The 21,029-nt window shown below is 56.1% G+C and carries 29 protein-coding genes and 1 pseudogene; 19 read left to right on the plus strand and 11 right to left on the minus strand.

The features are described 5' to 3' along the window. Positions 1–188 precede the first annotated feature (188 nt). Together Q0816_RS19470 and Q0816_RS19475 are read right to left on the minus strand one after the other, a co-directional pair. Complete coding sequence (locus tag Q0816_RS19470) at positions 189–1,499, minus strand: replication-associated recombination protein A (protein ID WP_298853773.1); 1,311 nt, start codon at positions 1,497–1,499, stop codon at positions 189–191. A 3-nt stretch (positions 1,500–1,502) separates the two neighbouring features. Next, a complete protein-coding gene (locus Q0816_RS19475; protein WP_298853774.1) occupies positions 1,503–2,888 on the minus strand; it encodes a trypsin-like peptidase domain-containing protein in 1,386 nt (461 codons plus the stop codon). Positions 2,889–3,171: 283 nt separating this feature from the next. On the opposite strand from Q0816_RS19475, the gene Q0816_RS19480 reads away from it, so the two are divergent. Beyond that, the gene (locus tag Q0816_RS19480) at positions 3,172–4,014 is read left to right on the plus strand and encodes a TAXI family TRAP transporter solute-binding subunit (protein WP_298853942.1); all 843 of its coding nucleotides are present in this window, start codon (positions 3,172–3,174) and stop codon (positions 4,012–4,014) included. Between the two features lie 79 nt (positions 4,015–4,093). On the opposite strand, the gene rplQ is transcribed toward Q0816_RS19480, so the two are convergent. The 7 genes from rplQ to rplO form a co-directional block, all read right to left on the minus strand. Then, a complete protein-coding gene (rplQ, locus tag Q0816_RS19485; protein ID WP_058272384.1) occupies positions 4,094–4,516 on the minus strand; it encodes a 50S ribosomal protein L17 in 423 nt (140 codons plus the stop codon). A 118-nt stretch (positions 4,517–4,634) separates the two neighbouring features. Beyond that, complete coding sequence (locus Q0816_RS19490) at positions 4,635–5,651, minus strand: DNA-directed RNA polymerase subunit alpha (RefSeq protein WP_298853776.1); 1,017 nt, start codon at positions 5,649–5,651, stop codon at positions 4,635–4,637. Positions 5,652–5,766: 115 nt separating this feature from the next. Continuing rightward, entirely contained in the window at positions 5,767–6,156 is a 390-nt protein-coding gene (rpsK, locus tag Q0816_RS19495) for a 30S ribosomal protein S11 (RefSeq protein ID WP_037311698.1), read from the minus strand. A gap of 14 nt (positions 6,157–6,170) precedes the next feature. Continuing rightward, positions 6,171–6,539 carry a 30S ribosomal protein S13 gene (gene rpsM, locus Q0816_RS19500; protein WP_074736181.1) on the minus strand — a complete coding sequence of 123 codons (369 nt, stop codon included), beginning with the start codon at positions 6,537–6,539 and terminating at the stop codon, positions 6,171–6,173. Positions 6,540–6,953: 414 nt separating this feature from the next. Further along, complete coding sequence (locus Q0816_RS19505) at positions 6,954–7,598, minus strand: adenylate kinase (RefSeq protein WP_298853779.1); 645 nt, start codon at positions 7,596–7,598, stop codon at positions 6,954–6,956. Beyond that, positions 7,595–8,959: a preprotein translocase subunit SecY gene (gene secY / locus Q0816_RS19510; protein ID WP_298853780.1), complete on the minus strand. Its 1,365-nt coding sequence runs from the start codon at positions 8,957–8,959 to the stop codon at positions 7,595–7,597. The genes Q0816_RS19505 and secY overlap by 4 nt, the downstream gene beginning before the upstream one ends. Before the next feature lie 109 nt (positions 8,960–9,068). Then, positions 9,069–9,542, minus strand: coding sequence for a 50S ribosomal protein L15 (gene rplO / locus Q0816_RS19515; RefSeq protein ID WP_298853781.1), 474 nt, complete (start codon positions 9,540–9,542; stop codon positions 9,069–9,071). A 358-nt stretch (positions 9,543–9,900) separates the two neighbouring features. On the opposite strand from rplO, the gene Q0816_RS19520 reads away from it, so the two are divergent. From Q0816_RS19520 to Q0816_RS19530, 3 genes and pseudogenes are all read left to right on the plus strand, one after another. Beyond that, the gene (locus Q0816_RS19520; RefSeq protein WP_298853782.1) at positions 9,901–10,935 is read left to right on the plus strand and encodes a fatty acid desaturase; all 1,035 of its coding nucleotides are present in this window, start codon (positions 9,901–9,903) and stop codon (positions 10,933–10,935) included. 5 nt (positions 10,936–10,940) lie between these two features. After that, positions 10,941–11,036 (plus strand): annotated as a pseudogene (locus Q0816_RS19525) (50S ribosomal protein L23); the annotation flags it as partial. Positions 11,037–11,207: 171 nt separating this feature from the next. Beyond that, positions 11,208–11,384, plus strand: coding sequence for a hypothetical protein (locus Q0816_RS19530; protein WP_298853783.1), 177 nt, complete (start codon positions 11,208–11,210; stop codon positions 11,382–11,384). A 188-nt stretch (positions 11,385–11,572) separates the two neighbouring features. Here Q0816_RS19530 and Q0816_RS19535 read toward each other — a convergent pair whose 3' ends face one another. Further along, a complete protein-coding gene (locus tag Q0816_RS19535) occupies positions 11,573–12,712 on the minus strand; it encodes an MBL fold metallo-hydrolase (RefSeq protein ID WP_298853784.1) in 1,140 nt (379 codons plus the stop codon). A 146-nt stretch (positions 12,713–12,858) separates the two neighbouring features. On the opposite strand from Q0816_RS19535, the gene Q0816_RS19540 reads away from it, so the two are divergent. The 9 genes from Q0816_RS19540 (at position 12,859) to Q0816_RS19580 (ending at position 18,174) form a co-directional block, all read left to right on the plus strand. Continuing rightward, positions 12,859–13,431 carry a TetR/AcrR family transcriptional regulator gene (locus Q0816_RS19540; protein ID WP_298853785.1) on the plus strand — a complete coding sequence of 191 codons (573 nt, stop codon included), beginning with the start codon at positions 12,859–12,861 and terminating at the stop codon, positions 13,429–13,431. A 266-nt stretch (positions 13,432–13,697) separates the two neighbouring features. After that, entirely contained in the window at positions 13,698–14,540 is an 843-nt protein-coding gene (gene rplB, locus Q0816_RS19545; protein ID WP_008757664.1) for a 50S ribosomal protein L2, read from the plus strand. 3 nt (positions 14,541–14,543) lie between these two features. After that, entirely contained in the window at positions 14,544–14,822 is a 279-nt protein-coding gene (gene rpsS / locus Q0816_RS19550; RefSeq protein WP_010437056.1) for a 30S ribosomal protein S19, read from the plus strand. A 3-nt stretch (positions 14,823–14,825) separates the two neighbouring features. Further along, positions 14,826–15,206, plus strand: a complete 381-nt coding sequence (gene rplV / locus Q0816_RS19555) for a 50S ribosomal protein L22 (protein WP_039538267.1) — start codon at positions 14,826–14,828, stop codon at positions 15,204–15,206. Beyond that, positions 15,206–15,916, plus strand: a complete 711-nt coding sequence (gene rpsC / locus Q0816_RS19560) for a 30S ribosomal protein S3 (protein WP_298853789.1) — start codon at positions 15,206–15,208, stop codon at positions 15,914–15,916. The genes rplV and rpsC overlap by 1 nt, the downstream gene beginning before the upstream one ends. 12 nt (positions 15,917–15,928) lie before the next feature. Continuing rightward, the gene (gene rplP / locus Q0816_RS19565) at positions 15,929–16,342 is read left to right on the plus strand and encodes a 50S ribosomal protein L16 (protein WP_050605840.1); all 414 of its coding nucleotides are present in this window, start codon (positions 15,929–15,931) and stop codon (positions 16,340–16,342) included. 159 nt (positions 16,343–16,501) lie between these two features. Further along, positions 16,502–17,050, plus strand: coding sequence for an amino acid synthesis family protein (locus Q0816_RS19570; protein ID WP_298853795.1), 549 nt, complete (start codon positions 16,502–16,504; stop codon positions 17,048–17,050). A gap of 40 nt (positions 17,051–17,090) precedes the next feature. Further along, positions 17,091–17,711 carry a 2OG-Fe(II) oxygenase family protein gene (locus tag Q0816_RS19575; protein WP_298853797.1) on the plus strand — a complete coding sequence of 207 codons (621 nt, stop codon included), beginning with the start codon at positions 17,091–17,093 and terminating at the stop codon, positions 17,709–17,711. Positions 17,712–17,967: 256 nt separating this feature from the next. Continuing rightward, positions 17,968–18,174, plus strand: a complete 207-nt coding sequence (locus Q0816_RS19580; protein WP_010437077.1) for a cold-shock protein — start codon at positions 17,968–17,970, stop codon at positions 18,172–18,174. A gap of 68 nt (positions 18,175–18,242) precedes the next feature. On the opposite strand, the gene Q0816_RS19585 is transcribed toward Q0816_RS19580, so the two are convergent. Then, positions 18,243–18,614 carry a hypothetical protein gene (locus Q0816_RS19585; protein ID WP_298853800.1) on the minus strand — a complete coding sequence of 124 codons (372 nt, stop codon included), beginning with the start codon at positions 18,612–18,614 and terminating at the stop codon, positions 18,243–18,245. A gap of 329 nt (positions 18,615–18,943) precedes the next feature. Here Q0816_RS19585 and rpmC point away from each other — a divergent pair, with 329 nt between their 5' ends. The 6 genes from rpmC (at position 18,944) to rpsN (ending at position 21,022) form a co-directional block, all read left to right on the plus strand. Next, complete coding sequence (rpmC, locus tag Q0816_RS19590; RefSeq protein ID WP_058283508.1) at positions 18,944–19,150, plus strand: 50S ribosomal protein L29; 207 nt, start codon at positions 18,944–18,946, stop codon at positions 19,148–19,150. Positions 19,151–19,154: 4 nt separating this feature from the next. Continuing rightward, a complete protein-coding gene (rpsQ, locus tag Q0816_RS19595; protein ID WP_085823139.1) occupies positions 19,155–19,385 on the plus strand; it encodes a 30S ribosomal protein S17 in 231 nt (76 codons plus the stop codon). Positions 19,386–19,460: 75 nt separating this feature from the next. Further along, positions 19,461–19,829 carry a 50S ribosomal protein L14 gene (gene rplN / locus Q0816_RS19600; RefSeq protein WP_155148681.1) on the plus strand — a complete coding sequence of 123 codons (369 nt, stop codon included), beginning with the start codon at positions 19,461–19,463 and terminating at the stop codon, positions 19,827–19,829. A 2-nt stretch (positions 19,830–19,831) separates the two neighbouring features. Then, the gene (gene rplX / locus Q0816_RS19605) at positions 19,832–20,143 is read left to right on the plus strand and encodes a 50S ribosomal protein L24 (RefSeq protein WP_298853813.1); all 312 of its coding nucleotides are present in this window, start codon (positions 19,832–19,834) and stop codon (positions 20,141–20,143) included. Then, on the plus strand, positions 20,136–20,696 hold the full coding sequence (gene rplE, locus Q0816_RS19610; RefSeq protein ID WP_298853815.1) for a 50S ribosomal protein L5: 561 nt from the start codon (positions 20,136–20,138) through the stop codon (positions 20,694–20,696). Before rplX ends, rplE begins: the two co-directional genes overlap by 8 nt. Before the next feature lie 20 nt (positions 20,697–20,716). Then, entirely contained in the window at positions 20,717–21,022 is a 306-nt protein-coding gene (gene rpsN / locus Q0816_RS19615) for a 30S ribosomal protein S14 (RefSeq protein WP_010437098.1), read from the plus strand. The last annotated feature ends 7 nt before the right edge of the window (positions 21,023–21,029 follow it).

The following is a 21,029-nucleotide window of genomic DNA, read 5'->3' on the forward strand; positions in this document are numbered from 1 at the left end:
CATGGGCGTCTGTCGCGCGCAACGCGGCAAGAGTCAAGGTATCTGGCTGTTGAACTCAGATGTTCAAAACGTCTCTCTGGTGCCCTGCTCCATCCCAAAAACGGCCCACACCCGGTGCTTTTGCGTTGAACGGCTTCCAAGCCTGTCACCTGTGACGCGACGACTTGGCCAAGCTTGACTCGGCGCACCTAGTCGTTCCGCTGTGCCCGCAGCTTGGCAAAGTAATCGAGGCGCTTCTTCAACTCACGTTCGAACCCGCGTTCGACCGGTTGATACAAAACCGGGCGTTTCATTGTCTCGGGGAAGTAGTCCTGTCCGGAAAACCCATCTTCGGCATCATGGTCATAGGCGTAGCCCGCACCATATCCCTGATCTTTCATCAGGGATGTCGGCGCATTCAGGATATGCTTGGGCGGTGGCTCGCTGCCGGATTGCTTGGCCAGTCGCATTGCCGCCTTGAAACCGACATAGGCGCCGTTGGACTTCGGGGCCAAGGCAAGATAGACCAGCGCCTGGGCCAGCGCCAACTCTCCTTCAGGCGAACCAAGACGTTCGTAAGTTTCCCACGATTGCAAGCAAATGCCCTGCGCTTGTGGATCGGCCAAGCCGATATCCTCGACCGCCATCCGCGTGATCCTGCGCGCCAGATAGCGCGGATCTTCACCACCGGTCAGCATTCGCGCGAACCAGTACAGGGCCGCATCCGGATCAGACCCACGCACCGATTTATGCAGGGCCGAGATCAAGTTGTAGTGTTCATCACCTGACTTGTCATATATCGCAGCCCTCCGCATCAGGCGCGTCGACAGCGCGTCCGGATCCAGCGGCGCATCCACTTTCCAGGCCGAGACTTGTTCGATCAGGTTCAGCAAAGCCCGACCATCGCCATCTGCCATTTCCTGCAACGCATCCCGTGCGGCAGCCGTCAATGGCAATGCGCGGTCCAGTTCTTTTTCTGCGCGTTGGATCAGGCGTTCAAGGTCGGCAAGGCTGAGCCGTTCCAGTACCAGAACCTGCGACCGGCTGAGCACAGCGGCATTCAGTTCAAAGGATGGGTTCTCGGTCGTTGCCCCAACCAAAAGGATGGTGCCGTCTTCCATATGGGGCAGAAACCCGTCCTGCTGTGCTTTGTTGAATCGATGGATCTCATCCACAAACAACAGTGTCCCCTGCCCGTTCTGGCGGCGAATCTTGGCGGCTTCGAAGACTTTCTTCAGATCGGGAACACCCGTAAAAATCGCACTGATCTGAACGAATTGCAGATCGGTCTCTTGTGCCAACAGCCTTGCAATCGTGGTCTTTCCGACACCAGGCGGCCCCCAGAAGATCAGGCTCGACAGACTGCCGGACGCCAGCATCACGCCCAGCGGAGCCTCGGGGCCCAGCACCTGTTCCTGCCCGATTACCTCGGCAAGCGACTGCGGCCGCAAACGGTCAGCCAATGGCCGGTGTGGGGAAGCGGCGGGTTCTGTCGACCCGGTATCAAACAGATCACTCACAGGTCACAGCCGGAACCGCAAAGAGACGGAACGACCACCGCGCAGAAGACCCATCTGCACGCGGCGCCCCGGATCGGTCAGTGCGTTTTCAACGTCACGAGGGCGCTGGACACCTTCGGAATTGATGCTTTCAAGAATATCCCCGGGTCGCAAACCCGCGCGGCCACCGTATGGACCGGGATCTACAACAACGACACCTGTCTGGGACAGCGACAAACCCAAATTGGCAATCACTGCCGGATTGACCCGCGACACAACCAGCCCCGGCAGAACAGTCTCGTCGTCCAGCGTCGTTTCTTCGGCGGCTGGAATCTCGGGGGCCTTGATCAGAGCCACCTCGACCTCATCACTCTGCTCGCCACGCAATCGGGTCAGTACCGAGGTTCCGCCGACCCCGGCGACAGACATTCGGAACTTCATCTCGGCGGGCGAGTTTACCTCGTCTCCGTCCACGTGGGTTACGACGTCTCCCACGTTCAACCCGGCCTCGCGCAACGGGCTGAGTTTATGCAAGTCAGAGATCACAACACCCAGCGGGATGGCCAGACCAAGGGATTCTGCGATATCCGCGCTCATATGTTGACCCGACATGCCGGCCCACGGGCTGACGAAACGGTCATTTCCTTGTTGTGCCTGCTTTAGGAATTCCGCCACCAGATTGGCCGGAATGGCAAAGCCGATGCCATTTGATCCTCCTGAGCGGGTCAGGATTGAGGTGTTGATCCCGATCAGGTGACCATTCACGTCGATCAGCGCCCCGCCAGAGTTGCCGGGATTGATCGCCGCATCGGTCTGAATGAAATAGCCGCGCGCATTCCCGGTAGCCGTACCAGTTCGGGCAAGCCCCGAGATGATACCGGACGACACTGTCTGCCCCACCCCAAACGGGTTCCCGATAGCCAGCGCCAGTTCTCCGACCTCGACCAGATCGGAATCGCGAAGGGTCAGGTAAGGCAAATCTTCAGCCTCTTCCAGACGCAGGATCGCGATATCGCTTTCCTCATGGCCCAGCACAACCCTGGCTGAAAACTCGCGCCGATCCGTGGTCACCACCCGGATCTCGGTCGCGGAACCAACAACGTGGTAATTGGAAACGACATAGCCATCATCGGACAGAATCACGCCTGAACCCAACGAGTTCTGCACCCGTTGGCGCGGTTCCCCAAAGCCCCGACCAAAGAAGTCCTGAAAGAATGGGTCCGAGAGAAACGGGTTCGCCCGGTCCTGCCGCACGATCTTGGCATAGATGTTCACCACCGCCGGTGAAGCCTGCTTGACCACAGGAGCGAAGCCGAGGCTGATCTCGGTCTGCGATGTCGGAATTTTTGTTTCAGCATGAACTGAAACCGCAAATGAGGCCAACAGCAGCGAGCACAGAATTTTCCGCATGATCTTTCCGTCTATGACTTGCCCATCGGATATGCGAGGCATGTGACAAGATTGCAAGCGCGATGCAGTCTCTTGCGCATTGACTTGGTCGGGGGGCGGTGAAAACGTTCGCCCGAATTAGTCAAACGAAACGGACCAATTGTGCTTAGTAGAATACTTGCGGCGGGGCAAAAGCACCTGCGACCATCTTCTTTTCTTCTGACCGCTGCCCTTGGGTTGTCCGCACATACTGTGCAGGCTGCGGATACCAAACTGACCATGGGGACAGGGGGAAAAAGCGGATATCATTTTTGCCATCGGTACCCTGCTGTGCACATCCTTTGCCCAAAATCCAGCTGGTTACAAGTGCAACGCCAAAGCCACAGATGGCCCACGAGAGAATCTGCCAAAGCTACGCCGGGGTAAATTCGACCTCGTGGTAGCGCGGTCGGATTGGGCGCAAAACGGGCTGAAGGGCACGGGCTTTTTCAAAAACAAGGGCGCGGACACATCTCTGCGTTCCTTGTTCTCAATTCACAGCGCACCTTTAACCGTCATCGCGCGCGCCGGGTCCAACATCAGGTCTGTTGATGATCTGGACGGGAAGAGTGTCAAGCTGGATGGTTCAGCCACTTACTTGGTGAAACAACTTCCCCAGGTGGCAAACTGGGATACCTCCGCCTTTGACACCTATAAGCCCAACGAAAGGAACCTATTGCGAAAACGGTTGTGTTCGGGTGACATTGACGCCATTGCAAACGTCACCGGCTACCCGTCCAGTTGGATTCAAAAAACGGCACAGACCTGTCCGATCCAATTGGTTTCGGTGTCTGGCCGTCAGATTGATCGCTTGGTTTCCGGGTCAGATGCGCTCAGCCAAGTTTCGATCCCCGCTAACACGTATAGAGGGGTAGCAAGACCTACCAAAACCTTTGGCTTCAGGGCCACCTTGCTGAGTAGCGCCGGCGTGTCCGAGGACGATGTCTATGCGTTCGTCAAATCCACGTTTGAAAACCTGCCGCAACTTGCGCGCAACCATCCCGCCCTGAGTGGGTTGAGGCCATCGAACATGATCCGCGACGGCCTGCCGGCACCATTGCATCCGGGGGCTGCCCGATATTATCGGGAAAAGGGTTGGCTAAAATAAAGTCGCAGCAAAAAACGCCTGAAAATGAAAAACCCCCGCGTTTGGGACGCGGGGGTTTTCACATGAAAGCCGGGCTTTCTTATTCTTCGTCTGCGGCCTCTTCGGCAGCAACGCGGGCCTTGTCGGCCGCGCCTTTGGCGTCCAGATCACGATCAACAAATTCGATGATCGCCATCGGAGCCATGTCACCATAGCGGAAGCCAGCTTTCAGAATGCGGACATAACCGCCCTGACGCTCGGCATAGCGGGGGCCCAGAATTTCGAACAGCTTGGCGACGTCTTTGTCTTCTTTCAGCTGCGATGCGGCCTGACGGCGGGCGTGCAGGTCGCCGCGCTTGCCCAGAGTGACCAGCTTTTCGATGATCGGGCGCAGTTCTTTTGCCTTGGGCAGAGTTGTCTTGATCTGCTCATGTTCGATGAGCGAGCCAGCCATGTTCGCAAACAGAGCCTTACGGTGCTCATGGGTACGGTTCAGGCGGCGGTAACCACGTGCGTGACGCATTTTCTAGTTCCTTCTTTCGCGTTTTGCTTTGTCTGGCCGGCGATGCGTGTCACCGGCTCTCCTTGGGGCAAGATCGCCCTTTTATTCCCCGGCAGCCCGGGCATTTAGGAAGACGCGTTTAGAACGCGTCTTCGAATTTCTTCGCCAGATCTTCGATGTTGTCGGGCGGCCAGTCCTCGACATCCATGCCGAGGTGCAGACCCATGCCGGACAGCACTTCCTTGATCTCGTTCAACGACTTGCGGCCGAAGTTCGGGGTGCGCAGCATCTCGGCTTCGGTTTTCTGGATCAGGTCGCCGATGTAAACGATGTTGTCGTTCTTCAGGCAGTTTGCCGAGCGGACAGACAGTTCCAGCTCGTCCACTTTCTTCAGCAGCAGCGGGTTGAACTCCAGACCATCATCTTCGTCCTGACGGCTGGCCGATTCCGGTTCGTCGAAGTTGACGAAGATCGACAGCTGATCCTGCAGAATGCGAGCGGCAAAAGCCAGTGCGTCTTCCGGCGTGATCGAACCATCGGTCTCGATCTTCAGGGTCAGCTTGTCATAGTCCAGAACCTGACCTTCACGGGTCGGCTGAACGTCATAGGCAACCTTTTTGACCGGCGAATAGATCGCGTCGATCGGGATCAAGCCGATAGGCGCATCTTCTGGCTTGTTCTTTTCAGCCGAGACATAACCCTTGCCAGTGTTGACGGTCAGTTCCATGAACAGGTCTGCGCCATCGTCCAGGTGGCAGATGACGTGATCGCGGTTCAGAACCTCGATGCCGGCGCTTTCGCTGACGTCGCCTGCGGTGACAACTGCGGGGCCTTTGGCATTGATCGACAGGCGCTTGGGGCCTTCGACCTCCATGCGCAGGGCGACCTGCTTGAGGTTCAAGATGATGTCGGTGACATCTTCACGAACGCCTGCGACGCTTGAGAACTCGTGCAGGACGTTGTCGATCTGGACGCTGGTGATGGCCGCGCCTTGCAGCGAGCTCATCAGGACACGGCGCAGGGCGTTGCCCAAGGTCAGACCAAAGCCACGCTCCAGCGGTTCGGCGACCAGCGTCGCCTGACGCGCGGGATCGTTGCCCGGCTTGGCTTCCAGCTGGGTCGGCTTGATCAATTCTGCCCAATTCTTGTGGATCATGTAATCCCTCCATTCCTGTCCGCGCCCCATGACCAACAAGGTGCAGACGCCCGAGGTTCAAAATGACGTGCTGGGGCCGTGCAAAAACACTGGCCCCAGCCTAATTCAAAATCGCTTAGACGCGGCGACGCTTCGGTGGGCGGCAGCCGTTATGAGCGATCGGCGTCACGTCACGGATCGACGTGATGTTGAAGCCCACAGCAGCCAGCGCGCGCAGAGCCGATTCACGACCCGAACCGGGGCCCTGAACTTCGACTTCTAGTGTCTTGACGCCGTGATCCTGCGCCTTCTTGCCTGCATCTTCCGCAGCCATCTGAGCGGCATAAGGCGTCGATTTACGCGACCCTTTGAACCCCATTGTCCCGGCTGACGACCATGCAATGGCGTTGCCCTGCACGTCCGAGATCAAGATTTTGGTGTTGTTGAAGGTCGAATTCACATGGGCGACGCCCGATGCGATATTCTTGCGCTCTTTTTTCTTGGTACGAGTCTTTTCGCGTGCCATCAGTCAGACCCCCCTTATTTCTTCTTACCGGCAATGGCCTTTGCGGGGCCTTTGCGAGTGCGAGCGTTGGTGTGAGTACGCTGACCGCGAACGGGCAGGTTACGACGGTGACGCAGACCGCGATAGCAGCCCAGATCCATCAGGCGCTTGACGTTCATCTGAACTTCACGACGCAGGTCACCTTCAACGGTGAAGTTTGCATCGATATGCTCGCGGATGGCCAGAACTTCGGCGTCGGACAGTTCATTGACGCGACGGTGCGCTTCAATGCCAACGGCTTCGCAGATCGCCTGCGCCGAGGTGTTTCCGATACCGGTGATATATGTGAGGGCGATAGGTACCCGCTTTGCAGTCGGGATGTTTACGCCGGCAATACGTGCCACGTGTCACTTTCCTTTTTGTTGCGGTTCCGTAACTCCGGAACCTTTTTTCACAACACTTGACCGTGGCAGTGAGGCCAGAGGGTCCAGTATTATTCGAGGTGGTCGGGGCGCAAGCGACGAATCCCTCGCGCGATCTTGATTCCCTTTGGGGATGGGGGTCGATATGGGCTTTTTCCGGTGACGTCAAGCCCTTATCAATCCGGCCAGCAAACCTTCTCTCTGACATACTGGTCAAAGATGAAATGCTTGCTGGTTTGATCTCTGCAAAAGTCGATGTGTGTGTTCAACCCACCTAGGGTTCCCCCAATACTCCACCGACAACAACACCAACTAAGAAACCGACCAGACATCCGCCAGCGAACCCAAAGAATTTCCACATCTCTGGTGTCCTCTGAAATTCAGTATGATTAAATCTTAGTCCAGAACAGCCGCAATAGCGCTCTGAACTTCTTCGATCTCGCCCAATCCATCAACCCAGGACAAGTTGCCCTTGGCATGGTAATAGCCGATCAACATCGAGGTTTTCTTGTAGTATTCCATCAGACGAGTCTTGAGGCTTTCCTCATTATCGTCCGCGCGGCGTTTGAATTCAGTTTCCTTGCCGCAGTTGGTGCATTTTCCGTCCGCCGGGATTGGCTTGGTGATGTCGTTATAAACTTCACCGCAACCACCACAGGTCGACCGCGCCGTGATCCGTGCGACCAGAGCGTCATCATTGACCTCCATCGCGACAACCGAATCCAGCATCTCACCAGTACTGTCAAGCAATTCGCCCAAAGCATCCGCCTGCGCCAGCGTGCGTGGGAAACCGTCGAAGATGAAACCGCCTTTGGCACCGGCTTCCAGCTTTTCGCGGATCAGGCCGATCACGATCTCATCGGTGACCAGTTCGCCCTTGGCCATAACTTCGGCCACCCGGTTACCCATTTCGGTGCCGCTGTCCTTGGCCTCGCGCAGCATGTCTCCGGTGCTCAGTTGCACCATGCCGCGTGTTTCGACCAGGTGGCGCGCCTGCGTGCCCTTGCCTGCCCCCGGGGGGCCCAAAAGAATGATGTTCATCGACGAGCGGGTCCCTTCCTGCTGCGTTTCTTTCCTTTGCCACGCAGTTGGGACTTTTCAATAAGCCCTTCGTATTGATGCGCCAGCAGATGGCTCTGAACCTGTTGGATCGTATCCATCGTCACAGAGACGATAATCAGAACCGACGTACCACCGAAATAGAACGGGATTGCAAACTGGTTCCGTAAAATCTCGGGCAGAAGACAGACCAGTGCAAGATAGGCCGAACCCAGAACCAGAACACGGTTAACCACGTATTCCAGATATTCTGCTGTCTTTTTACCTGGGCGGATACCCGGCACAAAACCGTTCTGCTTTTTGAGGTTGTCCGCCACGTCGTCGGGTTTGAACGACACGTTGAAGGTGTAGAAATAGGCAAAAAACACGATCATTGACGCAAAGAACAACAAGTAAAGCGGCTGACCAGGGCCGAAGTTCGCCAGCAGCCAGGACATGATCGGCCCGTTTGCAGCGCCGGATGAGAATGTCGAGATCGTCACCGGCAGCAGAAGCAGCGAGCTTGCAAAAATCGCCGGGATAACGCCCGCTGGGTTCACTTTGACAGGCAGGTGGCTGGAGCCGCCTTCATAGACTTTCATACCGGCCTGACGACGCGGGTACTGAATGTGGATCTTGCGCAATGCGCGCTCCATGAAGACAACGAATGTGATCACCACAATGACCATAACAATCACGCCGACGATCACGGCAGGGCTGATCGCGCCAGAACGGCCAGAAGCAAAGAATTGCGCCAGAGCGGCCGGAACTTCGGCGATGATGCCAACGAAGATGATCAGAGAGATACCGTTGCCGATGCCGCGTGCGGTGATTTGCTCACCCAACCACATCAGGAACATGGTGCCGCCAACCAGCGTGATCATGGTCGACATGCGGAAATAGAGGCCGGGATCAGTTGCCAGATCACCTGATTCCAGCGAAACGGCCAAACCATAGGCCTGAACCGTGGCCAGCGCCACGGTGCCGAAACGGGTATACTGGTTGATCTTTTTGCGGCCCTGCTCGCCCTCTTTCTTAAGCTGTTCTAGTGCGGGCACCATCGAGGTCAGCAGCTGGACGATGATGGAGGCCGAGATATACGGCATGATGCCGAGGGCAAAAATCCCCATCCGCCCCAGCGCCCCGCCGGTGAACATAGAAATCATGCCGCCGATGCCCTGCCCCGCCTGTTCCATGAACTCGCGCAAGGCTGCACCGTCAATGCCCGGCACCGGAATAAAGGTGCCCAGACGATAGACGATCAGCAATGCAAGCGTGAACAGGATGCGGTTGCGCAGATCGGTGGCTTTGCCAAGGGCAGCCCAGCTTGTGTTGGCTGCCATTTGTTCTGCTGCTGATACCATAAATCGGTCTCTCTTATGAAAACACCGCCCGGAACCGTTTTCCGGCTCGGGCGGCGTCTTGGAAAACTCTGAGGTCTATGTAAGCGGGTCTTTGCCCGCTCACAAGCGCTTACTCTGCCGCAGCAGCTTTTGTGACCGTAAGTGAGCCGCCCGCTTTCTCAACTGCTTCAACAGCAGATTTCGAAGCACCGGTGACTTCCAGGTTCACTTTGGCGCTGATCTCGCCTTTGGCCAGAACGCGGATACCGTCCAGCTTGCGGCGCACCAGGCCGGACGCAACCAAAGCGTCTTCGGTGATCGCAGCCGATGCGTCGAGCTTGCCAGCTTCGACGAATTTCTGGATCAGGCCCAGATTGATAACGGCGAATTCCTTGCGGTTCGGCTTGTTGAAGCCACGCTTGGGAAGACGCTGGTACAATGGCATCTGACCGCCTTCGTAGCCATTGATTGCAACGCCCGAGCGGGATTTCTGGCCCTTGATACCACGGCCACCCATTTTACCTTTGCCGGAACCCGGACCACGGCCAACGCGTGTGCGTTTCGGTGTGGCGCCCGGATTGTCGCGCAGTTCGTTCAGTTTCATTTCGCTTCTCCTAAGCCGGATATGACCCCGAAGCGTGATGGGCCAAACACGGCATTTCTTGGTTTTGATTCTCGCGGCCGGAAAGCCACCGCAGGCGTATAGGCCCGATGACCGTAGTTGGCAAGCCCACAGATTCGCGGCTGCTTTGCGTTACCGACTCGGTTTCTTTGGTGGGTTGAACCGCCCGAAAAGGAACGGGACGGCCCGCGTTACACGGGAAAAAAGGCTCAGCGGCCGGGGCTCCTGATAGCCCATGACCAAAATTTGAGCGCAAATTACTGCGCTTTGACCAGAAAACGCTTGCCATGGCGGTGCGGTAGTCTATCCGGTTTCACACAAACAAGAACTTGGCAGGCGCATGACTGAACCCTTTCTCTCGACCCGGAAACAGCCGGAAGTAACCGCTGCACGTGACTGGGTAACGACGCTTGCCAAATATCGTGAGCCAAACCAACTGCGCAGTTCCTTCGAGTTAGGCGTCAGCATTGTCCCCTTCTTCGCGCTGTGGGCTTTGTCCTGGATGTCGCTGTCGGTCAGCTATTGGCTGGCATTTGCGATTTCTGTTCTCAACGCCGCTTTCCTGTTGCGCCTGTTTGCAATCCAGCATGATTGCGGGCATGGCGCGTTTTTCAGGAACCGGTCGGTCAGTGACTGGGTCGGACGTGGAATCGGAGTTCTGACGCTGACGCCTTATGACGTCTGGCGCCGCACACACTCGACACATCACAACAGTTCCGGCAATCTGGGCAAACGCGGGATGGGCGATATCCACACCCTCACCGTGGCCGAGTATCAGTCGAAAACCCCGATGGACCGGTTCTGGTATCGGGTTTATCGGAACCCGATCACTCTGTTCGTGTTTGGCCCCGGCTATCTGTTTCTGTTTCAGAACCGCCTTCCGCTGGGTCTGACCGATAGCGTCAGGTTCTGGGTCAGTGCGATGGCCACCAATGTCGCAATTCTGGTTGCGCTAGTGGCCATCTACTATTTTGGCGGTCTGATGCCGGTACTGCTGATCTTTCTGCCCTCGACCCTGATCGCCGCAACAGCCGGAGTTTGGCTGTTTTATGTGCAGCACCAGTTCGAGGACACGCATTGGGAATCTGATGATGACTGGCAACTGCACGAAGCAGCGCTGCACGGAAGCTCTCATTATATATTGCCGTCGGTGTTGCAGTGGTTCACGGCCAATATCGGCATCCACCACGTGCACCACCTTTACAGCCGTATTCCGTTCTACCGCCTGACCGAAGTGTTGCGCGACCATGATGAGCTGGCAAACAGCAACAGGATGACCATTCGCGAGAGCCTCGCGAACGCGCGGCTGCATCTATGGGATGAGAAGAACCGCCGCCTGTTGTCCTTCGCCGAGGCCCGCGCGCTTTACGGGTAAACGGTAGGTTCTGCGGCCAGCTGGGCAAGCGGGAATACATCAGAAAGGCATATTTGATGTTCGAAGCGGGCAACACCTTCGCAGTGTCCATCGGTCTCTGATCGAACCCGTCTTTGGAGAGAAACATCGCCCTGCCTCTAAAGCGGGATTTTTGTTTGGGCGGACAAGTGTTTTGGGCCCAAATTGGATGCGTTCCATGTTGCCAAAATTTCCACGTGCCCCTCGGAAAGCAGCCGTTGCTCCGGGCACGTGATACGGATAGCCTCACCCTCATGAAACATGTCCCCAAAGAAACGACGGATGAAGCCCTTATTCAGGAGTTCCTGGATAAAGGAGGCAAAGTCAGTGTCGGCAAGACCAAACCTGCGCCCGCAGAGCTGGGTTTGAGCAAGAATGTCTGGAACGCCAAGTTGACCAGAGAAGAAAAGGCCGCGCGCGATAAGAAGTGATCGTGCGAGGCCAGTTGGGCAGGCGGAAAGACGTCAGGAAACTGTGACCCTGAGAGAGAGGAGCACACATCGACGTGTCCGGCGGTCTCAGGTCGAACCCGTTTTGGGAGCGGCAAAGGCCCCAGCGCTAGCAGGGGCCTTACTTTGTGAGGATTGGTACCAAGCTGTTTTTGGCACGCTGATCGTGTTTAGTAGAGGTCGCCGTCCGAAGCCTGCAGGATGTTGACCACACCTTCGTCGATCATCTCTTGCAGAACGCTGAGCCGGTCAAAGTCTTCAGGGCTGTTGTAGTTCTGCACATGAACCATGACGATGCCTTTGACACCGCTGTCATCTTGCAGCTTCTTCATGTCTTTGGGGAACATGTGGTAGGCGCCGATGACCTTCACTTTTTCTTCCTCGGTCTCACCGCCCCAAGGTGCGTACTTGATGTTCTTGCGGGTGATGCCCTCGATAAATAACAAGTCGGCATCCTTGGATGCATTCACCAAGCCTTCCGAGTAGTGCCCGTCGCCGCCAAAGACAAGAACACGACCGTCAGGTTTGGTCGTGAACCTGTAGGCGTGGGTGTTCTCCAAAAACCCATGCGCTGTCGGGAAGGCTTCGACCAGAACATTGTCATCTTCGAAAATCTTACGTCCGTTGACGTCAACATGTGGCCAAACCGGCACCCCAACTGCGGTTGCACCGTCGAATTTCTGCACTGTCGATCCCTGCGCCATCTCGTTGCGGTCAATGCGCCACGCGTCGTTGATGCTGGCCATCATCTCGTCGACACCGGCGGGGCCGTAAACCTTCTTGTCGACGACGGCCAGGTTCGACCCGAATTTGAACGGATTCAAAATGAAAGACGGCAATCCAACGGTATGATCTTCATGCAGGTGGGTCAGGAACATGTACTTGATGTTCGGAACGTTCATGATCGTTGCCAGATCCATTGCGTCCTGAGATTGAACCGATTTTCCCAGCGCGCGCCACCAGCCTTCTCCAGCGTCAATGAAATAGGGATAGTCGTTTACGATTACCGCCAGAGCCGGGCCATAACGATAGGGGTTGGGGTTCGGGTCGCCGCTTCCCATGACCAGAACTTTGGACGGCTTGTCGGCAGGCGAACGATCAAGTGGCCCTCGGTTCTCAAATATTGGCCAGTTTCCGGGCGAACTGAAGGCCGTCTTCATATTCTTCATTTGCGTGAACGGCACGTTGAGATGGTTCTGCTCTGTTGTTGCAGCACCGGCCGCAAGATTTTCTTCCCAGGTTTGCGCAGTTGCAGTTGCGGCAATGACGCAAGCTGTCGCGAGCGTTGCTGATAAAAGTTTCTTAGGCATCGTACATCCCCCTTGAGGTCTGAAAATCCTATCCATTCGAATATGTATATTGGGTACCTTTTGGTTTGCTCCATACCTAATAGTCTGTAAAGTACTTTTTGGTATGTATATCTTGACGGAACGCAATTTTGGCTTAAAAACAAGGCATGCGCGACACTCAAAAATCACCGCTTCTTCCTCGATATGACCGCGAAAGATGGTTGGAAACAGCCCTTAATGTCCTTGCGACAGAGGGGGGTGCGCGGCTGCGAATCGACTCTCTCGTCAAAAACCTTGGCGTGACGAAGGGCAGTTTTTATCACCACTTCAAAAACCGTGATGAGTTTGTTCGGGCGCTGATCGACTACTGGTCCAAGGAGTTTACGGAGTCAGTCATCAACGATGTCAATTCGTCCGAGGCTTCACCGTCAGAGCGCCTGTTGTCGTTAACGCAACATGTCGAAGCTGAAGGACTTGATCAATTTGATATCGCTTTCCGATCCTGGGCGGCTCAGGACCCCGTTGTGGCCGAAGCCCTGAAAGAAGTCGACCGCAGGCGATATGAGTTTGTGAAGGGGGTTTTTGAGGCCATTGGATTTGAGGGTGCCGAACTAGAAATGCGAGTCAGGCTGTTTCTTGTATTTGTCAGCGCGCGCCGGTCTGTGTACACGCCCCAAAACACGTACGATTCAGCAAGCGAAACACTCCTGAGGCATGAGTTTCTCACTCAAAAACGCTAATTGGTATGCAAACCAACAAGAGGTTCTAATGGCGCTCCTTCGATCAGGGAATAAAGGGGAGTGAGACACATACATAATGTTTTTGATTTCTATAGACACCCACCCCTAACGCTGCTAAATGCACCCAATCTTGCGGCCTCGGATTCGTTCCGGGGCCTATGATATTTGAAACCGGGGACCTTCGGGGCCCTATACCCTTGGCACCTACGGGGGCCTATCACATAGCGGGGAAACTCCCTGCACTTGCTAAACGGAAGACAGAAAGCATGGCACTCAAGTCGTACAAGCCGACGACGCCGGGCCAGCGCGGGCTGGTGCTGATCGACCGTTCGGAGCTTTGGAAAGGACGTCCGGTCAAGTCTCTCACTGAGGGTTTGACCAAATCGGGCGGCCGGAACAACACCGGACGGATCACTTCACGCCGCCGCGGCGGTGGCGCAAAGCGTCTCTACCGGATCGTTGACTTCAAACGGAACAAATTTGATGTCGCGGCAACCGTCGAACGGATCGAATATGACCCGAACCGGACCGCATTCATCGCACTGGTAAAATACGAAGACGGCGAGCAGGCCTATATCCTGGCTCCGCAGCGTCTGGCTGTCGGTGACAAAGTCGTGGCATCCGCCAAGGCCGACATCAAGCCGGGCAACGCAATGCCGTTCTCGGGCATGCCCATCGGTACTATCGTCCACAACATCGAGATGAAGCCTGGAAAAGGCGGTCAGATCGCACGTGCGGCCGGTACTTACGCTCAGTTCGTTGGTCGCGATGGCGGCTACGCTCAGATCCGTCTGAGCTCGGGCGAGCTGCGCATGGTCCGTCAGGAATGCATGGCCACCGTCGGTGCCGTGTCCAACCCCGACAACTCGAACCAGAACCTCGGTAAAGCCGGTCGTATGCGCCACAAGGGCGTGCGTCCGTCGGTTCGTGGTGTTGCAATGAACCCGATCGATCACCCGCACGGTGGTGGTGAAGGTCGTACCTCGGGTGGCCGTACACCGGTTACGCCATGGGGTAAGGACACCAAGGGTAAGCGTACCCGCAACAAGAACAAAGCGTCCCAGAAGCTGATCATCCGCTCGCGGCACGCCAAGAAGAAGGGACGTTAATCTATGTCTCGCTCTGTTTGGAAGGGTCCTTTCGTCGATGCTTACGTGCTGAAAAAAGCCGAAGCAGCGCGCGAGTCGGGCCGCAACGAAGTCATCAAGATCTGGTCGCGTCGTTCCACCATTCTGCCCCAGTTCGTGGGTCTGACCTTTGGTGTGTACAACGGCCATAAACATATCCCCGTCAACGTCTCGGAAGACATGATCGGTCAGAAGTTCGGTGAATACTCGCCGACTCGGACCTATTACGGTCACGCCGCTGACAAAAAAGCGAAACGGAAGTAAGTCATGGGCAAGGAAAAGAACCCCCGCCGCGTGGCCGAAAACGAAGCAATGGCGAAAACGCGCATGCTCCGTACCAGCCCGCAGAAACTGAACCTGGTTGCGCAGATGATCCGCGGCAAGAAAGTCGAGAAGGCTCTGACCGACCTGACTTTCTCGAACAAGCGTGTCGCGCAGGACGTCAAGAAGTGCCTGCAGTCCGCAATCGCGAATGCCGAAAACAACCACAATCTGGACGTTGACGAACTGATCGTCGCTGAAGCATGGGTTGGCAAGAACCTGGTCATGAAGCGCGGTCGTCCGCGGGCCCGTGGTCGTTTCGGCAAGATCATGAAGCCGTTCTCGGAGATCACCATCAAGGTGCGTCAAGTTGAGGAGCAAGCCTAATGGGACATAAAGTCAATCCGATCGGCATGCGCCTTCAGGTCAACCGCACCTGGGACAGCCGCTGGTACGCAGACACCAAAGACTATGGTGACCTGCTGCTGGAAGACCTCAAGATTCGTGAGTTCATCCAGAAAGAGTGCAAGCAAGCCGGCATCGCCCGTGTGATCATCGAACGTCCGCACAAAAAGTGCCGCGTTACGATCCACACGGCACGCCCGGGTGTCATCATCGGCAAGAAAGGCGCGGACATTGAAGTCCTGCGCAAGAAAATCGCTCTGATGACCGACAGCGAACTGCACCTGAACATCGTCGAAGTGCGCAAGCCCGAGCTTGACGCGCAGCTGGTTGCCGAGTCCATCGCTCAGCAGCTAGAGCGTCGTGTTTCGTTCCGTCGCGCCATGAAGCGCTCGGTTCAGAACGCCATGCGCATGGGCGCCCTGGGTATCCGTGTGAACGTCGCTGGCCGTCTGGGCGGTGCTGAAATCGCACGGACCGAGTGGTACCGCGAAGGACGCGTGCCTCTGCACACTCTGCGTGCCGACATCGATTACGCACATGCCGAAGCGATGACCCCCTACGGGATCATCGGGATCAAGGTCTGGATCTTCAAAGGTGAGATCATGGAACACGATCCGCAGGCACGTGACCGTAAAGCACAGGAACTCCAGGACGGCCCTGCACCTCGTGGTGCTGGTGGCGGTCGTCGCTAAGGAGGGAAAGATATGCTTCAACCAAAGCGTACTAAATTCCGCAAGATGCACAAAGGCCGGATCAAGGGCGAAGCCAAAGGTGGCTCTGATCTGAACTTTGGCACTTACGGTCTGAAAGCTCTGCAGCCTGAACGCGTCACTGCGCGTCAGATCGAAGCTGCACGTCGTGCCATGACCCGTCACATGAAACGTCAGGGTCGTGTCTGGATCCGTATCTTCCCCGATACTCCGGTCACTGCAAAGCCGATCGAAGTTCGTATGGGTAAAGGTAAGGGTTCGGTCGACCGCTGGGTTTGCAAGGTCAAGCCCGGTCGCGTGATGTTCGAGATCGACGGCGTCAATGACGAGATCGCCCGCGAGGCCCTGCGCCTGGCTGCGATGAAGCTGCCGATCAAGACCCGCGTAGTGGTTCGCGAAGACTGGTAAGCGATCCGGGGGCAACCCCGTTCGTGACAAGATTGACCCTCGTCGGGAAACCGGCGGGGGTTTTCTGTCGTTTTGGGCACATGTGATCCGGATGGCAGTGAAAACAGTCGACCTTTGATCAAAGCGTTTCTAGGCTGCGTTGAGGATTGGGAGCGTTTTATGGATCAGCCGCGCAAGAAAGTGTTTGTCAAAGAAGTCGTGACCACGGATCAATTGGGGCAACCTTGTGATCCGATCAGTCGCGTCGCGGTTATGGCCGTCATCCGGAACCCCCTGGCAGGAGCGTTTTCAGAGGATCTGTCCGAGCTGTTCGAAATCGGTGGTTCTTTGGGTGCGGAACTTGCCGCCGAGGCGGTGGCGCAACTGGACGGTGCGCCGGTTTCATACGGCAAAGCGGCGATCGTTGGCGTGAATGGTGATCTTGAACAGGGCGGGGCAGTGATCCACCCTAAACTCGGAGCGCCCATGCGTGCAGCGGCGGGCGGAGGAGAGGCGGTGATCCCGTCAAACGCCAAGCTGGGCGCGCCGGGTTGCGCGATTGATCTGCCGCTTGGACACAAGGACAATCCTTGGTCGTTCGACCATTTCGACACAATGACTTTGAACATCCCTGACGCGCCAAAACCGGATGAGATCGTGCTGTGCCTTGCCTATGCCGATGGCGGCCGTCCAATCCCGCGCTGTGGCAAAGGGCCCGTTAAAAGCTAAACGGCTGGTCTTGCCGAAAACACTGGGGTATGCCCGGCCCATGGCACAGATTGAATCACTCTTCGTTACCCGTCTCTATCGCGCAGCTTTGTCCGAATTCGATCCCAAGATCGACGCGGAGGAGTTGGAAAATTCCTGCTTTGTCATCGCCGAAGACGACGAGGCCGGTCAGGGCTGGTGCGAAGAGAACGGCTATCCCGGCTACACTAGCTATGCGTCGCTGACTGACCTGCCCTGGCGGTTCCCGATCTTCGCCGATCTGGTCAAGGTGCTGGATCAGCATGTTGCCGCTTTTGCCAAGGATCTGGAGTTTGATCTGGGTGAGGATAAACTGAAACTGGAAGATCTGTGGATCAACATTCTGCCTGAAGGCGGCATGCATTCCAGCCACCTTCACCCGCACAGTGTTATTTCGGGGACCACCTATGTCGCGATGCCTGAAGGGGCCAGTGCGCTGAAACTGGAAGACCCTCGTTCAGGCCGCATGATGGCTGCGCCAACACGGCTCAAAGGCGGTCGACGTGACCTTCAGCCGTTCATCTATATGAAGCCGCAAGTGGGGGATGTTCTTCTGTGGGAAAGCTGGTTACGCCACGAGGTCCCGATGAACATGGCTGAGGATGAACGGATCAGTGTCAGCTTCAACTACAAATGGGAATGAACCCCGGTTCATGATACGCTGATTGCCCCAGTATATCGATTGCGAGATGTCTGGACTGTACCTTTTCCAATCACGTTTCACCTCAGGTTGCCGATTAGCCTTGCAATATGTGCCGCCATGGACCATGTGAAGCACGCTTACGTTTTTCTTTTTCGACCACTGTCTCCCGATTTTCGGCGTTCAGTCTCTCGATCCAGACCTACCACGCCGCGCTGTCGCAATTCCGCGGACAGCAATTTATTAGGAGAATACGGATATGGCCAATGGCACCGTAAAATGGTTCAACACAACTAAGGGTTTTGGCTTCATTGCACCGGAGACCGGTGGCAAAGACGTGTTTGTACACATCTCTGCTGTTGAGCGCTCGGGTCTGACCGGCCTGGCCGACGACCAGAAAGTAACATTCGACATCGAACCCGGCCGTGACGGTCGCGAGTCGGCTGTGAACATCGCTCTGGCGTAAGTCACTCAGACTTAGACAGTTGCAGACGCGGTCTCGTGCAAACGAGGCCGCGTTTTGCGTTTTGCAGATTACTTGGCAGACACCCGAGCGCGAAACTTTGGGAACCCGATGCAGTTGCCATTCACGGAGCCGGATCTGTAGGCCCCGTTTTTGAATTTAAGGTCAAACTTCATCACGCTTCCCGACGAACAACTGCCTTGTTTGGAAATCGTTGCATCGAATTGCAGCCGATCATCTGTGACTTTTCGAACCTTAATGCCTTCTGGCGTAATTCCATGAGCCGCAAGAACCTGTGGTGTGTTGTTGTTGACGGTAATATCCATCTGCCAGGGTCGGCTGGAATTGATGGTCAGGGTCCATTTGCCGTCGGGCGCAGCCGTAGCAAAGGATGCAGACATCAACATTGTAAATGTAAAGATCGATAATTTGGAACGTTGCATAAGGCACCTCACCGTTAAACAATCACTAAAATCAAACCATGATGATAGGTCAGCATACGTTCAAAGGCCAACAGTTTGAGAATCGCGGGTAGACCGGACCAAGGCGTCTCGACAACTACCAACGATTTGAAACTTGGGTATCAGAGCAAAACAATCCTTCAGAATGGTGTGCAAACTTTCCCTTGTCACCCACCCCTGAACCCCCTATAGAGCGTCATCTTGCGGTCCCCCGGCTGAGTCGGGGGATTCGTATGTCTATCATTCATCCACCAGGTCAAAGGTGACCCGTGTACGGGGCCTTCTGGTGTTTTGAGCAAAGGAAAAAGGCGATGAACGCCCAAGAACTGCGTGACAAGACCCCGGACCAGCTCCGCGAGGAACTGGCCAACCTGAAGAAAGAGAGCTTTAACCTGCGCTTTCAACAGGCAACCGGTCAGCTGGAAAGCACCGCCGGCATCAAGGCGGCGCGCCGCAATGCTGCCCGCGTCAAAACCATTCTGAACGAAAAGGCCGCTGTAGCGGCATCCGAGGAGTAATCAGATGCCCAAGCGTATCCTGTCCGGCACCGTAACCAGCGACGCCAACGAGCAGACCGTGACCGTTTCGGTCGAACGTCGCTTTAAGCACCCGCTGCTGCACAAAACCGTTCGTAAGTCCAAGAAATACCGGGCTCACGACGAAAAGAACGCCTTCAAGGTCGGCGACACCGTACGCATCATCGAATGCGCGCCGAAATCGAAGACGAAACGTTGGGAAGTTCTGGAAGCGTAAGCTTCCGGGATTTTTCATTTGTCGAAACCCTGGGGGATCTAACGAGACCAGCCCCCACAGGTCGGGAGAAACCACATGATCCAGATGCAGACCAATCTGGATGTCGCTGACAACTCCGGCGCACGCCGAGTTCAGTGCATCAAGGTCCTGGGTGGTTCCAAGCGTAAATACGCCTCCGTCGGCGACATCATTGTCGTCTCGGTGAAGGAAGCCATCCCACGCGGCCGCGTAAAGAAAGGTGACGTCCGCAAGGCCGTCGTCGTACGCACCGCCAAGGAAGTCCGCCGCGCAGACGGCACCGCGATCCGCTTTGATCGCAACGCCGCCGTTATTCTGAACAACAACAACGAGCCCGTAGGTACACGTATCTTTGGCCCGGTTGTTCGTGAACTGCGCAGCAAGAACTTCATGAAAATCATCTCGCTCGCTCCGGAGGTGCTGTAATCATGGCTGCTAAACTCCGCAAAGGCGACAAGGTCGTCGTGCTGGCCGGCAAGGACAAGGGCAAAGAGGGAACCATTTCCTCGGTTGACCCGAAAGCCGGAAAAGCTGTTGTCGACGGCATCAACATTGCCATCCGCCACACACGTCAGTCGCAAGGTTCGCAAGGTGGTCGCCTGCCTCAAGCAAACCCGGTCGAGCTGTCGAACCTGGCACTGCTGGACAAGAACGGCAAAGCAACCCGCGTTGGCTTCCGCATGGAAGGTGACAAGAAAGTTCGTTTCGCCAAGACCACGGGGGACGTGATCGATGCTTGATACTGCAAACTATACCCCACGTCTGAAGGCTCAGTACGCTGAAACCATCCGCCCTGCTCTGAAAGAAGAGTTCGGCTACAAGAACGACATGGAGCTGCCTAAGCTGGAAAAAATCGTTCTGAACATCGGTTGTGGTGCAGAAGCTGTTCGTGATTCCAAGAAAGCCAAAGCGGCTGTTGCGGATCTGACGGCGATTGCTGGCCAACAGGCTGTTGCGACACTGGCGAAAAAGTCAATCGCAGGCTTCCGCGTCCGTGAAGACATGCCGCTGGGCGCCAAGGTAACCCTGCGCGGTGACCGGATGTACGAATTCCTGGATCGTCTGATCACCATCGCGATGCCGCGTATTCGTGACTTCCGTGGTGTTAAGCCGTCTTTCGATGGTCAGGGCAACTTTGCCATGGGCATGAAAGAGCACATCGTGTTCCCCGAAATCGATTTCGACAAAGTCGACGAGGTCTGGGGCCTGGATATCGTAATTGCCACCACAGCGAAAACCGACGCTGAAGGCAAGGCACTGTTGAAAGCTTTCAACATGCCGTTCAACGCCTGATCGCCGGGAGGATTTGAGACATGGCTAAAAAAGCAATGATCGAACGCGAGAAGAAGCGCGAACGCCTGGTGGCCAAATATGCCGCAAAGCGTGCCGAGCTGAAAGAAATCGCGAATGACGAGAGCAAGCCGATGGAAGAGCGTTTCAAAGCGCGTCTGAAACTGGCGAAACTGCCGCGCAACAGCTCGGCAACCCGTCTTCACAACCGTTGTCAGCTGACCGGTCGTCCTCACGCTTACTATCGTAAGCTGAAGGTCAGCCGTATCGCGCTGCGCGAGCTGGGTTCTGCTGGTCAGATCCCCGGCATGGTGAAATCGAGCTGGTAAGGGAGAC

The organism is uncultured Ruegeria sp. (assembly GCF_947497005.1).
In the GTDB taxonomy this organism is placed as follows: domain Bacteria; phylum Pseudomonadota; class Alphaproteobacteria; order Rhodobacterales; family Rhodobacteraceae; genus Ruegeria.

Excerpts from the sequence above, each read along its gene's own strand:
- Q0816_RS19475 (WP_298853774.1), bottom strand. The coding sequence starts at position 2,888 with ATGCGGAAAATTCTGTGCTCGCTGCTGTTGGCCTCATTTGCGGTTTCA.
- rplQ (WP_058272384.1), bottom strand. The coding sequence starts at position 4,516 with ATGCGTCACGCACGTGGTTACCGCCGCCTGAACCGTACCCATGAGCAC.
- Q0816_RS19490 (WP_298853776.1), bottom strand. The coding sequence starts at position 5,651 with ATGATCCACAAGAATTGGGCAGAATTGATCAAGCCGACCCAGCTGGAA.
- rpsK (WP_037311698.1), bottom strand. The coding sequence starts at position 6,156 with ATGGCACGCGAAAAGACTCGTACCAAGAAAAAAGAGCGCAAGAATATC.
- Q0816_RS19505 (WP_298853779.1), bottom strand. The coding sequence starts at position 7,598 with ATGAACATCATTCTTTTGGGCCCCCCGGGGGCAGGCAAGGGCACGCAG.
- secY (WP_298853780.1), bottom strand. The coding sequence starts at position 8,959 with ATGGTATCAGCAGCAGAACAAATGGCAGCCAACACAAGCTGGGCTGCC.
- rplO (WP_298853781.1), bottom strand. The coding sequence starts at position 9,542 with ATGAAACTGAACGAACTGCGCGACAATCCGGGCGCCACACCGAAACGC.
- Q0816_RS19520 (WP_298853782.1), top strand. The coding sequence starts at position 9,901 with ATGACTGAACCCTTTCTCTCGACCCGGAAACAGCCGGAAGTAACCGCT.
- Q0816_RS19530 (WP_298853783.1), top strand. The coding sequence starts at position 11,208 with ATGAAACATGTCCCCAAAGAAACGACGGATGAAGCCCTTATTCAGGAG.
- Q0816_RS19535 (WP_298853784.1), bottom strand. The coding sequence starts at position 12,712 with ATGCCTAAGAAACTTTTATCAGCAACGCTCGCGACAGCTTGCGTCATT.
- Q0816_RS19540 (WP_298853785.1), top strand. The coding sequence starts at position 12,859 with ATGCGCGACACTCAAAAATCACCGCTTCTTCCTCGATATGACCGCGAA.
- rplB (WP_008757664.1), top strand. The coding sequence starts at position 13,698 with ATGGCACTCAAGTCGTACAAGCCGACGACGCCGGGCCAGCGCGGGCTG.
- rpsS (WP_010437056.1), top strand. The coding sequence starts at position 14,544 with ATGTCTCGCTCTGTTTGGAAGGGTCCTTTCGTCGATGCTTACGTGCTG.
- rplV (WP_039538267.1), top strand. The coding sequence starts at position 14,826 with ATGGGCAAGGAAAAGAACCCCCGCCGCGTGGCCGAAAACGAAGCAATG.
- rpsC (WP_298853789.1), top strand. The coding sequence starts at position 15,206 with ATGGGACATAAAGTCAATCCGATCGGCATGCGCCTTCAGGTCAACCGC.
- rplP (WP_050605840.1), top strand. The coding sequence starts at position 15,929 with ATGCTTCAACCAAAGCGTACTAAATTCCGCAAGATGCACAAAGGCCGG.
- Q0816_RS19570 (WP_298853795.1), top strand. The coding sequence starts at position 16,502 with ATGGATCAGCCGCGCAAGAAAGTGTTTGTCAAAGAAGTCGTGACCACG.
- Q0816_RS19575 (WP_298853797.1), top strand. The coding sequence starts at position 17,091 with ATGGCACAGATTGAATCACTCTTCGTTACCCGTCTCTATCGCGCAGCT.
- Q0816_RS19580 (WP_010437077.1), top strand. The coding sequence starts at position 17,968 with ATGGCCAATGGCACCGTAAAATGGTTCAACACAACTAAGGGTTTTGGC.
- Q0816_RS19585 (WP_298853800.1), bottom strand. The coding sequence starts at position 18,614 with ATGCAACGTTCCAAATTATCGATCTTTACATTTACAATGTTGATGTCT.
- rpmC (WP_058283508.1), top strand. The coding sequence starts at position 18,944 with ATGAACGCCCAAGAACTGCGTGACAAGACCCCGGACCAGCTCCGCGAG.
- rpsQ (WP_085823139.1), top strand. The coding sequence starts at position 19,155 with ATGCCCAAGCGTATCCTGTCCGGCACCGTAACCAGCGACGCCAACGAG.
- rplN (WP_155148681.1), top strand. The coding sequence starts at position 19,461 with ATGATCCAGATGCAGACCAATCTGGATGTCGCTGACAACTCCGGCGCA.
- rplX (WP_298853813.1), top strand. The coding sequence starts at position 19,832 with ATGGCTGCTAAACTCCGCAAAGGCGACAAGGTCGTCGTGCTGGCCGGC.
- rplE (WP_298853815.1), top strand. The coding sequence starts at position 20,136 with ATGCTTGATACTGCAAACTATACCCCACGTCTGAAGGCTCAGTACGCT.
- rpsN (WP_010437098.1), top strand. The coding sequence starts at position 20,717 with ATGGCTAAAAAAGCAATGATCGAACGCGAGAAGAAGCGCGAACGCCTG.